Annotated in this window: 12 protein-coding genes and 1 tRNA gene; 7 read left to right on the top strand and 6 right to left on the bottom strand. The window is 64.1% G+C overall.

Annotated elements, in window-relative coordinates:
* The coding region (locus JQ553_RS21340; RefSeq protein ID WP_212501954.1) for a hypothetical protein at window positions 1–318 on the top strand (318 nt) is incomplete at its 5' end.
* A 14-nt stretch (window positions 319–332) separates the two neighbouring features.
* Here JQ553_RS21340 and JQ553_RS21335 read toward each other — a convergent pair.
* Entirely contained in the window at window positions 333–1,694 is a 1,362-nt protein-coding gene (locus tag JQ553_RS21335; protein ID WP_212501953.1) for a helix-turn-helix domain-containing protein, read from the bottom strand.
* A gap of 357 nt (window positions 1,695–2,051) precedes the next feature.
* Between JQ553_RS21335 and JQ553_RS21330 the strand changes: the two genes are divergently transcribed.
* Window positions 2,052–2,306: a hypothetical protein gene (locus tag JQ553_RS21330; protein ID WP_212501952.1), complete on the top strand. Its 255-nt coding sequence runs from the start codon at window positions 2,052–2,054 to the stop codon at window positions 2,304–2,306.
* A gap of 387 nt (window positions 2,307–2,693) precedes the next feature.
* Here the strand turns inward: JQ553_RS21330 and JQ553_RS21325 are convergent, their stop codons facing one another.
* From JQ553_RS21325 to JQ553_RS21315, 3 genes are read right to left on the bottom strand one after another with little or no spacing between them, the layout of a single operon-like run.
* Window positions 2,694–3,098 carry a host attachment protein gene (locus JQ553_RS21325; RefSeq protein WP_212501951.1) on the bottom strand — a complete coding sequence of 135 codons (405 nt, stop codon included), beginning with the start codon at window positions 3,096–3,098 and terminating at the stop codon, window positions 2,694–2,696.
* Between the two features lie 41 nt (window positions 3,099–3,139).
* Complete coding sequence (gene nhaA / locus JQ553_RS21320) at window positions 3,140–4,999, bottom strand: Na+/H+ antiporter NhaA (RefSeq protein ID WP_212501950.1); 1,860 nt, start codon at window positions 4,997–4,999, stop codon at window positions 3,140–3,142.
* Window positions 4,996–6,105, bottom strand: coding sequence for a nitrogen regulation protein NR(II) (locus tag JQ553_RS21315; protein WP_212501949.1), 1,110 nt, complete (start codon window positions 6,103–6,105; stop codon window positions 4,996–4,998). The genes nhaA and JQ553_RS21315 overlap by 4 nt, the downstream gene beginning before the upstream one ends.
* Before the next feature lie 464 nt (window positions 6,106–6,569).
* Between JQ553_RS21315 and JQ553_RS21310 the strand changes: the two genes are divergently transcribed.
* The 4 genes from JQ553_RS21310 (at window position 6,570) to JQ553_RS21295 (ending at window position 8,967) form a co-directional block, all read left to right on the top strand.
* Window positions 6,570–6,983: a cupin domain-containing protein gene (locus JQ553_RS21310; RefSeq protein ID WP_212501948.1), complete on the top strand. Its 414-nt coding sequence runs from the start codon at window positions 6,570–6,572 to the stop codon at window positions 6,981–6,983.
* 303 nt (window positions 6,984–7,286) lie between these two features.
* On the top strand, window positions 7,287–7,739 hold the full coding sequence (msrB, locus tag JQ553_RS21305) for a peptide-methionine (R)-S-oxide reductase MsrB (protein ID WP_212501947.1): 453 nt from the start codon (window positions 7,287–7,289) through the stop codon (window positions 7,737–7,739).
* A 2-nt stretch (window positions 7,740–7,741) separates the two neighbouring features.
* The gene (gene msrA / locus JQ553_RS21300) at window positions 7,742–8,254 is read left to right on the top strand and encodes a peptide-methionine (S)-S-oxide reductase MsrA (RefSeq protein ID WP_212501946.1); all 513 of its coding nucleotides are present in this window, start codon (window positions 7,742–7,744) and stop codon (window positions 8,252–8,254) included.
* A gap of 458 nt (window positions 8,255–8,712) precedes the next feature.
* Entirely contained in the window at window positions 8,713–8,967 is a 255-nt protein-coding gene (locus tag JQ553_RS21295) for a DUF2171 domain-containing protein (RefSeq protein ID WP_212501945.1), read from the top strand.
* 67 nt (window positions 8,968–9,034) lie between these two features.
* On the opposite strand, the gene JQ553_RS21290 is transcribed toward JQ553_RS21295, so the two are convergent.
* Together JQ553_RS21290 and JQ553_RS21285 are read right to left on the bottom strand one after the other, a co-directional pair.
* Window positions 9,035–9,111 (bottom strand) — tRNA-Arg (locus tag JQ553_RS21290).
* Window positions 9,112–9,381: 270 nt separating this feature from the next.
* Window positions 9,382–10,854, bottom strand: a complete 1,473-nt coding sequence (locus JQ553_RS21285; RefSeq protein ID WP_212501944.1) for an ATP-binding protein — start codon at window positions 10,852–10,854, stop codon at window positions 9,382–9,384.
* Window positions 10,855–11,211: 357 nt separating this feature from the next.
* Here JQ553_RS21285 and rpmH point away from each other — a divergent pair, with 357 nt between their 5' ends.
* A complete protein-coding gene (gene rpmH / locus JQ553_RS21280; RefSeq protein ID WP_212501943.1) occupies window positions 11,212–11,346 on the top strand; it encodes a 50S ribosomal protein L34 in 135 nt (44 codons plus the stop codon).
* Window positions 11,347–11,351: the final 5 nt, after the last annotated feature.

Raw genomic sequence — 11,351 nt, 5'->3', positions numbered from 1 at the left:
CAAAGTTTGTTAGGAGGGCGGGAGTGTGGCAACGCGTGGCAAGGTGCGACCGGAACTGACGCCATGCTCAGCAGCTGCATGATCCGCATTCGGCGCCTCTGGGGCACCGTCGAGTTCCCGGTGTGCAGAAAGGCCTATCTACGGGGCTTTCTCGACGCCATTTTGTTGTGGCGGAGCTCGAACCTGCTCCCGATCACGGATCGGAAAACCGCTGAAAAAACAAAGATTTCCAGACCCCCTGCGGAATTGTGCGTACCGACAGTGGGCATGCCGCAGGCCAGCACTACGCTAAGGCTTCCCCAGAACAGATTCGAATGAAAGCGTCGCTTGTTCTAGCGTTGCGACCACCGAAAGTCTCGGGGAGTAGTACCGAGCATGTAACGGAAATGGCGCGCTAGATGACCTTGGTCGAAAAAGCCAACGGCGCTCGCAATTTCCGCCAACGAGAGGTCCGTCTGAACCAGCATCTCCTGGGCGCGCTCGATTCGCTTTTGTATGAGGTAGACATGCGGGGTCACCCCGACGGATTGCTTAAATTGTCGCGCAAAATGATGCACTGATAGTCCTACGACTCCAGCAAGAAGCGACAGATCGATACTTTCGCCCAAATGCACTTCCACGTATTCCCGCACCCGCCGCATCGCGCGGGGCGACAATCCGCCGTGTGCTTGCGGTGCTTGCTGCAGCGTCGAAATATCGATCGAACCCAGGCGCGGGCGGGTGTGCAGGTTATTCGTTGGATTGCTCGAGGCATGCATGGGGCGATCGGGTCGGGTCACAAGCGCGGGCCGACTGTCATTGCTGCCGGCGATCAGCAACCGCGCAGCGATATCGGTCCGGTCCTGACGCCGGAAGAGGTCGATGTCTCGCTCGAAGATCGACCACAGACTGATACCCGCCCGGAGCCCGCGATCATCGAGCATGAGGGACGTGCGCGCGACCCGGTTTGCGCCGACAATGCGTTGGCTGCCGTCAATCGCCAGCAGCATGCCTGCGCCCCCTCCCTCCGGCGGCGCTACCGCAACGATCCACTCTCGACGGAACTGCTCGCGAAAAAATCGCTCTTCTATCGCGCGCGCTGATCGTACTGTTAGCGCCCCAGTCAGCGCGTGCCCTCGTTCGGAGAGTTCGGGATCGATGGCGGAGACGTCCAAGACTGCTATCAGTTGCCCATCGACCCCGAACACCGGCGCGCCGGAGCAGCTCAAGTTAATGTGCCTCGACCTAAAATGCTGGCTCCTGTGAACAGTGACCGCCCGCTCATCGACGATGCAGGTGCCGATGCCGTTTGTGCCCTCCACCTCCTCGGACCACACCCCGCCGAGCCAAGTTCCCCAATGTTGGAACTCCCTTGCCCGCATTTGTTCGCCGCGATGTGCGACCGCGACGCCCGAGCTATCACAGAACAAGACGGTATACCCGGCTTCGCGAACGACCTCGTATAATTGATCTATCTCTTCTTGGGCGATGTAGATGAGCTTATCGAGCGGTTCGCAAGAATTTTTCAGCTCAGCAGGCGTGAGGATACGTGGCGCCTTGCTATCGATTGGATCGAGGCCGTATTTTTTTGCTGATCTTTGCCAGGAACTTGATACCGGTTCTATCCCCGGCGGAGGCGTCGCCCCCTCGGCAACCGAACAAACGTGTTCAGCGTGCCCCACGATAGTGCCCAGCGAGCTTGCAGAGCGCTCCATCACCGCACCTGGTCACGATGGCGGCTTATGCAATGGCGCGCCGTCCAGTTTCCGACTATGGCGAAACGCGTTGTCGCGGCGAACGGCGCCCTCAAAGCACCGCGGATATCAAAAAGGCATTGTCGAAGCGGCCTCAGGGTACACCGCGCGGAGTACCCCCGCAATCACCGCAACTGACGGAACTCTTTCCGCGTATTGGCAGTGCTGATCCCGGCGATCAAAATTCCCGGTAAAAGAGCAAGGGCCTCCGGGCCGGATCAAATCCCTCCAAGAGTGCTTGGATCATTCGTGGGATGCTCACTTCAGACAGACCTTCGCGGTCTTGTGCTCCGCTCCGAACATGCAATGGAGAGCACTATGATGCACACTGAACATGTGGGCGCCGCATCAGACAATATGGCTGAAGTCACGCAGCGCATTGCAACGATAGTCACTTACGCTCAGGCCGCTCGCAAGCTTCTGGATCATCGACCGCCGGACCTCGACGAGGTACGACAAGCGCTCGATTGCATCGTGAGGGACGGCTATCTCGCCGGTGACGTGATCTACCGGATCCGCGGGCTGCGGGCTCTTCAAGGAGGCGAGTTGAGCGCTAACGTCGCGGTTGCTTAGGTGCGCCCATCGGCCCATGCGACCGATGCGCGTCGCCGCGACAATCGAGGTCGGGTTGTCACACCGGAGCGAATGTGAGGCCGCTGCGCGAGTTGCAGCAGCGCGCGGGTCTATTGAGCCCTTGTCTTTTGCGCACCTGGATGAGAACCGCTGCCGATCGGAAGGGCACTCGCCCATACGGCTGCTTTTTGGGCTTTCTCCACCGTTCCGGACACTTGCCCCGAGGTCGGCTGTCAGGGACAACCCCGACATGGTCGGCACGGGATCAGATCGATACTTGACCCAAGAGCGACGTGCGCATGACCGAGGAACGCCAAAATCCCTCAAATAGTTGTTCTCAAGTTGCGACTGGACGGGCTTGCGCCGGCAGCCGTTTCCGGAGGCGCGTCAGGCGTCGGCGATCAATGAGGCGATGTCCTCGAGCGGACGCCGGCTGAAGTCCTTCGCGAACTCACCTATGATCTTGCTTCTCAGGTCGCGGTGGAAGTGCTTGCGCATCTCCCCCAGGGTCCTGGGGTCGGAGACAACGACCAGGTGTTCTATGGTCCCGTCCAGGCTGAGCTTGTTCAGGAAGGCGGCCGTCGCCGCCGCGAAGTCGTCCTCGACGAGCCGCCTGCCATCGGGGTTGGCAGAGCCGGTGTGATGCCGCGCACCCGAGCCCGAGTGGGTGGACACAGGCGGAGCCGTCATGATCTCGACCAAGTGCACCCCAGGTTTCACGCCCGAATTGTGGAACAGGCGCACCGTCGCGCCGTCAGCGACTGCTACTGTCGCACCGGTAGGTAGAATCATCCAAAGTCCTCCTGTTCACGATCACGCATAGGCACCGCGGGCTATGATACTTGTACGCCGGCGCTCTGCGGCGCCTCTTCGATGAGCTCCCGGCGCGAAACTTCCCAGAGCAGGGCAGCCCCAACGACGGCCGAAAGAATCGACGCGGCGAACACGGCGATCTTGGCCGCCGAGAAGTCAGTGGCGCTTGGAAACGCCTGCCCGGCGATGAAGAGCGACATCGTGAAGCCGATGCCAGCGAGGGCTCCCGCCCCGGCCAACTGCCGCCAAGTGTACTCTGCCGGCTTGACGGCTATGCCTGCGCGCACGGCCGCGGCGGCCGCGAGGAAGACGCCGAGCGGCTTTCCTATGGCGAGGCCAGCGACGATCGCGGCGATGAGCCAGCCATGCCCAACGAAGACGCTCGGGTTGATCGTCACGCCCGCATTAGCAAGCGCGAAGATCGGAAGGACAGCGTAGCTCGACCGCGCGCCGGCGTGCCGTAGCAACCGGTCGGCGGGCGATTCAAGTCTGTCGTAGATCGCGTCGAGCGCGTGCAGTGCCGGTGTGGAGGGTCCGTGCCTGAGCACCTCGCCCTCATGCCGGGCCTCGGAGGCGATGATGGTGCTGGCTTGCGTCATCAGGGCGGCCAAGTCGGCGGGCGGCCGCGTCGGAATGAACAGCGCGAGCACCACGCCGGCCAGCGTAGGGTGAAGGCCGCCCGCATCGACGAAAGCCCACAACGCAACGCCCAACAGGATGTAGGGCGACAGCAGGTAGACCCTCGATCGGCTCAGCAGCGCCAGTGCAACCACAACCACCGCAGCCGCGCCAAGGTATCCCGGATGGATCTCGCCAGAGTAGAATGCAGCGACGACCACGATCGCACCGATGTCATCAACGATGGCCGCCGCGGTGAGGAAGATGCGTAACTCGACCGGGACGCGTGCGCCCATCACGGCGATCAGGGCAATCGCGAACGCGGTGTCCGTCGCCATCGGGACGCCCCACCCGGGCGACCACGTCCCCGCAGGGATGACCAGCGCATACAGAAGCGCCGGCACGACCATGCCGCCGAGCGCGGCCGCGATCGGAAGCGCGGCGGAGCGGCTGCTCGCGAGATGCCCGACTGTCATCTCGCGCTTCACTTCCAGGCCGACGACGAGGAAGAACACCGTCAGGAGGCCATCATTGACCCAATGAAGGATCGGCATCCGAAAGGCTGCGTCGCCCAGGCTCAAACCGAGCTCCTGGCGCCAGAGCGCCTCGAAGGCCGGACCGAGCGGAGAGTTCGTGATGACGATCGCGGCCGCGGTCGCGAGGACCAGCAAGATACCCGCCGAGGGGCCCCAGCTCGCGAAGTCCAGGGCTGCCGTACGGACGCGGTGCCCGAGCGTGCCAAGCATCGCATCGACGAGAGAGCTCTCGTCCCAAGGCCCGTCGTAGCGCCGACGGTTGATGAAGAAGGTCGGCGTTAACCTCACGCCGCTCGCGCGTGAGCTTGCGATGTCCGCCTCCACCCTCGCCCTCGCGCGCCGTGCGGCGTCGCTGTTGCAGAGCGCGAAGTCGGCGTTCACGCCGAGGTCGGTGGCCACCGCGACGAGGTCGTCCTCTGTGAGCTGCGTCGACCTCGTCATCAGCTTGATGTGCGCGGACCAGAACGCCTCGGGCGTCTGGGCAAGCTCAGCGAGCTCGGCGGCCCGAAACGAAAGGCTGTTGTCCGTGAGCGGCCTGTGGCGGAAGGCGTAGCAGACGTGGTCGCCGAGTTGGTCGCGTGCTTGCGCGATGCGCTCGTTGGCAGCCCTGCAGTGCGGGCACGCGTAGCTGCCGTACTCGACGAGCGTGATCTCGGCATCGGTGGGGCCGAGCACGTGGTCCTTCTCGGGGTCGACCGGACGGTCGAGGCGGCCGGGCGGGATCATGAGCTCCATCGCTGAACCGGTCTCCAGGTGTTCGCGCCGGCTACGACGTCGGCACAGCCGGTCGCTGGGTTGACGACGTGGAATGCTCCGCCGTTTGGTGACGGCGTGTACGCGATCTCCGCGCCAACGATACTGCTCCCTACCGCCGCATCGCCGACGCGCGGGAGAAAGAGGCGCACCAGCGTGCCTGCACCTCGCTCGCTCTCCATACCGATCGCGCCGCCTCGCCCTTCGGCGAATCGCCGGACCTGGGCGAGTCCGAGGCCTGTGCCGCTGCCAGCGGCCTTTGTCGTGAAGTAAGGAGTGAACGCCTGCGAGAGGACCTCCTCGGTCATGCCCTCCCCGTCGTCGGCGACGACGATTTCGACGAACCCCAGGACCGCACCGGCGGACGGCTCGACGTTGCGCGCCGCGACGGTGATCGTGCCGCCGTTCGGCATGGCATCGGCCGCGTTTCGGCAGAGATTCAACAAAGCGAAGTACAGCTGTTCCGAATCAGCGTTGAAGTCCCACAAATCAGGGGCGATCTCGGTGCGAACCGCGACGTCCGGTCGCAACGCCTGGTCTAGCGTGCCCGCCAGCGCGGCCAGGCGACTCCCCGCGACGAACCCGCCGATCGACGCGGGGCATGGTCGCGCAGTGTCGAGGAATTGACGGCTGAGCAACGCGCCTCGTGTGATCGCGTGCCGCATCTTGCTGACGATGGCCATTCTGTATGCGGCGTCGCTCTGGCGCTCGAGCAGCCGCAGGCCGCTGTCGATCACGGCGAGTAGATTGTTGATGTCGTGGACCACGAACTGCGCAACGTCCCCGATCGCCCTCACCCCCTCCAGTCCGCGGGACGAGAACACGCCACTGTCGGAGCGTGGGGCGGTCCGGCACAGCACTCCGGAAATCTCGCCGTCACGCCCGACGAGCGGAATCTCCACGCACCTGGACACGATGACGCCGCTGCTGTCATCGTGGACGCTCCGCACCCTCGCGCTGAATGCGCGCTGTACTCCTAGCGAGACGCCGGCGCTGTCCGCGAGCACGACGACATCCTCCAGCGGAGGGCTCTTGACCGCGCCGGGGAAGGAAACGTCGGGTGTCTCTTTGATCTGCATGTCGGACCTCCTGGCCTGCGATCGTTCAACGGAACGCCGACTTCGGCCCATAGACGAGGGCGCGCGACGATGGATCGAAGATTGAGTCCATGATGGCGGAAAGGAAAATCACCTCTCGCCATGGAGTCGATAGCCGACCGTTATCGGAATGGCTGAAAGACGCCTGGCACGCTGCGGCGGGAGTGCGACGCTTCCGTTTGCGCCTCCTCGCCGGAGAGTTGCTGCATGAGAAGATCGACCAACTGCGCGAGCGCTAAGTCTTCAGCTAACGGATGGCCGTCAGGACGCTGACCGAGCTGCTGGAGCAGTCGGCGTCAGTGCACGCGAGTCCGATGCGGAACGCGGACAGCCGTCATAACGCGCGGCTATCGACTTCATGGCGCGACGTCATTTCCCATTCGCCGCGCGGAATTCCATGCTTACACAGTACCGGGCTCATCCGGCGCACAGTCAGGAGGCTACAAATGTCAGTTCAGAAGCCGGTTCTCACGGCGCCGCACGGCGGCCGGACGGTGACCTCGAGCGGGGGCTCGAGCGTCGAGATGAAAGTGGAGAGCAGCCAGTCCGGAGGCGAATATGGCACTGTCCTGTGGACGGTGCGGGCCGGCGAGGAGCCGCCGCTGCACACGCACTCGCGCGAGGACGAGCTGCTCTACGTGGTGCAGGGGCAGCTAATCGCGCGGGTCGGCGATGCCCGCGTCGAGGTGGGGCCGGGCGCTTACGCGGCTCTTCCCCGCGGTGTACCGCATACGATCGAGGTTGTCGGCGAACAGGCGACCCTGCTGCTCAGCTTCGTGCCGGGTGGGCTGGAGCGCTTCTTGGTCCCCCCGAAAGGCGAGCAGCCCGATCCGGCCGCTTTCGGCCTGACGTTCCCCTAGGGCGGGGACCTTGGCGCGCGGCGCTCGTGACCGTGCGCCCGCGCGGGGCGCGGGCGCCGGCCACGCATTTCACGGGGACGCAAAGAGTCCTCGCCCGACCTCAGCCGGCAAGGTTGAAGCTGACGACGTCGCCGCGGGCGCTCGCACCAGCAGGCTGATCATCCTCGGGCAAGCGGATCGGACCCGGCAGCTTGAAACACCCCCAGCGTCGATCCTCACGGCATCATTTCGATAGCCGGAGGTGATTGGACGTTCGCCCACTCCATGCCTATCTTAAGTGTCGAACAAAAAGGAGCTTCGCGAATGCCGACCTACAGGAAAAACCCCGAAGCGGTCTCGAAGTTGACTCCCGAGCAATACCGCGTCACGCAAACTGACGGGACCGAGCGCCCCTTCGCCAACGAATACTGGGACAACAAGGAGCCTGGCCTCTACGTCGACGTGGTTTCCGGCGAGCCGCTCTTCGCATCCTTCGACAAGTTCGACAGCGGAACGGGTTGGCCGAGTTTCACGCGGCCTCTCGAGGCCGCGAACGTCGTCGAGAACGTTGACAGCTCGCACGGCATGACACGGACCGAGGTTCGCTCCAAGCACGGCGACAGCCACCTTGGCCACGTCTTCCCGGATGGGCCGCGCGACAAGGGAGGGTTGAGATACTGCATGAACTCGGCCTCTCTGCGCTTCATCCGCCGCGACGAATTGGAGAGCGAGGGGTACGGCGAGTACGCGAAGCTCTTCGCAAAGCAGGAGGCCTGACGATGGTAGCGACTACAGAGCGCGCGATCCTGGCAGGGGGTTGCTTCTGGGGAATGCAGCAGCTGGTGCGGCGCCTGCCCGGCGTCACCTCGACGCGGGTCGGCTACTCGGGCGGCGACGTCAATAACGCCACGTACAGCAACCACGGCACGCACGCGGAAGCGATCGAGATCACGTTCGACCCGAGTAAGACGAGCTTCCGCGACCTGCTGGAGTTCTTCTTCCAGATCCACGACCCGACGACGCCCAACCGGCAGGGCAACGACCGGGGCACAAGCTACAGGTCGGCGATTTTCTACACGAGCGAGGAACAACGCCGCGTCGCCGAGGACACCATCGCCGACGTTGAAGCTTCAGGGCTGTGGCCGGGCAAGGTGGTGACCGAGCTTTCGCCTGCTGGCGATTTCTGGGAGGCGGAGCCCGAGCACCAGGACTATCTGGAACGTTATCCGAACGGCTACACCTGCCACTTCGTTCGCCCGCAGTGGAAGTTGCCGCGGAGGAGCGCCGCCTGACGGCGATCGCGGTGTCTGTGGCCTGCGGCAGACGCAGCTCAAGTTTGGACGGCCGGACCCGGCTTTGAGATTCTCGACCTTCGGTAATTTGCATGTCGTTTGGCATGCGCGACGGGCTCGACGTCGACGGCAACTTGGACCGCAAGCGCCTCAGGCCCAAGCCCGTGACACCACCGAAAGCCGGGGTGCAGCAGATGTCCGGCGACGTCTGGGAGTCGACGCGAAGCCCCGTTCACGCCCTACCCGCGCTTCCGCGCGGTCGAGGGAGCGGTCGGCGAGTACAAGTTCAAGTCTCGGCAATTCGTTTTGCGAGGCGGCTCTTGCGTGACGGCGCCGGGACACTCCGTGCGAGCTACCGCAATTTCGTCCCGGCGAACACGCGTTGGCAATTCGCGGGCCTCCGCTTGGCGGAGGACGCGTACCTCAAGCGCATTCAGCGAAACCAAAGGAGAGACCAGATGACCACGGACAAGATCGCCCAGAACATGGAAGTAATCGGCGCGGACGGCGTCCACGTCGGCACCGTCGACGGTGTCGCGAACGGTCGCATCAGGCTCGCCAAGCGCGACAGCGGCGAGGGCCCGCACAGAGGCCACGCCCATTTCATCGACCTCGGACTTGTCGCCGACGTCGAGGGGCAAAGGGTTCGTCTTTCTGCGACCGCGGCTGTGGCGGTGACATTCGAGGAGGAGCAGTCGGGAAAGCCCGTCTGAACAAGCAGGTAGTACTCGGTAACAACGCCACCGCGTGTCGAGAAAGCCTAACGGAAACAAAGGCAAATGGCGCGCCCGGAACGATTCGAACGTCCGACCCTCAGATTCGTAGTCTGATGCTCTATCCAGCTGAGCTACGGGCGCATCTTCGCGGCTGGGCGTGAGGCCCTGATTGCATCCGAAAAGGCTCGGAGACGTCGCGAAAGAGCGCTCTAGCTACAGGCTCCGGGTCGGATTGGCAAGCTCCGGAAGAACGCTTCTGATGGCCAATCTGGTCGGGAACGGCGAAAACGGCTCCCATCGCCACCGATTTTTTCTGATCCGCTGCCCTTGGTGGGGAACTCACCCGCGACGCTGACGCGACGACCGCGGGATTTCGGGTTTTGGGAGTGCCGCCACTGGGTCGCCGGCGGTTTACGCCCGCGCCCGCTCGCTCCGGATCGAAAGCAGTTCCACCGGGCGATCGGGGATCGAAATCCGGAAGGTCGCCCCGATGGTGCCTTCGACCAGATGAATGGTGCCGCCATGGGCGCGGACCAATTCGGCCGCGATGGCAAGTCCCAGCCCGCTGCCGCCGGGACGGCCGGAGGTCTGGAACGCCTCGAACAGGTGCTCCCGCGTTTTTGCCGGAACGCCGGGGCCGGTGTCGGAGACCTCGACGATCGCGACTGCCCCCTCACGACGGCCGGTGACGCGGATCTGCATGCTGGCGGGCGAAGGGTGGGTTTCCATCGCCTGTGCCGCGTTACGCACGAGATTTAGCAGCACGCGGAACAGCTGATCGGGATCGGCATCAATGGTCAGCCCGCGCTCGATCGCGTTGATCCAGGTGATAGTGGCATCCGCGGCAAGGCCGGCCGACTCCCGCACCTCGGCAATCGCCTGCTCGACCTGAATCATGCGGCGCTCGGGCGCGGCCTCCTGTGCGCGGCCATAAGACAGCGTCGACTGGCAGAAGGCGATGGCGCGCTCCAGCGAGCGCAGCAGCTTTGGCGCAAAACGCTGCACCCGCGGGTCGGGCACGCTGGCAAGCTGATCCGACAATAGCTGCGAGGATGCCAGTAGGTTGCGCAGATCATGGTTGATCTTGGAGACCGCGAGCCCAAGCGCGGCGAGGCGGCTCTTCTGATGCAACATCGAGACGAGATCGCGCTGCATATCGGAGAGCTCGCGCTCGGCAACCCCGATCTCGTCGCCACGTTGGCTCGGCACGATAATTCGCGCCGCGCTCTCCGGGTTTTCGTGAAAGCCGACCAGATTCGCGGTCAGCCGCCGCATCGGCCGCACGAACAGATAGTGCAAGGCAAGATAGACCAGTAGAGAGGTGATGCCCGCGATCAGGAGCGCGACGGCCAGCACGTTGCGGGAAAATCGGTACATCGACCGCCGCAGGGGCTTCTCGTCGATCACGACCTCGATAAACTGCGCCTGGCCCGGCGCCGGTCCGACCACGCGGATGGTCTGGTCGCCGTTCTCGAGCATCATCTCGAACGCGTCGACGATCGCCGACCATACCGTCATGGTTCGCATGTCGACATTATGATCGACCGCGGCCGGCAGATCCGCACTGGCCAGCAGGCGCCGCTGCTGGCCGAGCTTGATGGCGACTGCGCGCGCGCCGATGCTGGTCAGGATCTGCCGCGCGAGCGACTCCGGCACCATGCCCGAGGGCGCCGCGTCCAGCACCAGCGCCGCGGTATTGGCGGCGGCCAGCCGGTCGTACAGGCGATTGACCCGGAAATTGGCGATGGCCGGCACATAGATCAGCATCCCGGCGATCATCGCCAGAGGGATCGTCAGCATGAGAAGCTTGCCGGACAGCCCCAGCCGGACGAGCGGCTTGGGCCGTGGCTTCTGCGTGCTCGCCTGATCGTCGGTCACAGCCACAAAAAGGCCTTGTCGGGCTCGAGTGTTCGAGGATGCTGACCGGCCCCGGACCGGTCAAATTACGGATCGCTAATGTCGAGGGTTCCCCGGCGCCGCAAAGCGCCCCATCGCCAAAACCACCGCTAGACCATGTATATTCGCCCCAACTGCGAGCTTTCAAGGAGGGGATTTGCTCTCCCTTGCGACATTGACGAAGAGGGGGCGCTCCCGTATAAGCCGCGCCAATTGTCCGCGATGGCCCGGTTCTTGACCGGGGGCGGCTCATTTGGGCCGCGAGTGGCTCGTTTGGAGCCGGCCAGCATCTCCGGACTTCATCTCAATTTAACGGCAAGTTGCCCGGTCAGCGGAGAATTACCCGTGAAGCGGACTTATCAACCCAGCAAACTGGTGCGCAAGCGCCGTCACGGCTTCCGCGCCCGTCTCGCCACGGCCGGCGGCCGCAAGGTCCTCGCCGCGCGCCGCTCACGTGGCCGCAAGCGCCTCAGCGCCTGAGCCCG

This window comes from Bradyrhizobium lablabi (genome assembly GCF_018131005.1).
GTDB classification, from domain to species: domain Bacteria; phylum Pseudomonadota; class Alphaproteobacteria; order Rhizobiales; family Xanthobacteraceae; genus Bradyrhizobium; species Bradyrhizobium lablabi_D.
This window is presented reverse-complemented; position numbering and strand designations above follow the sequence as displayed.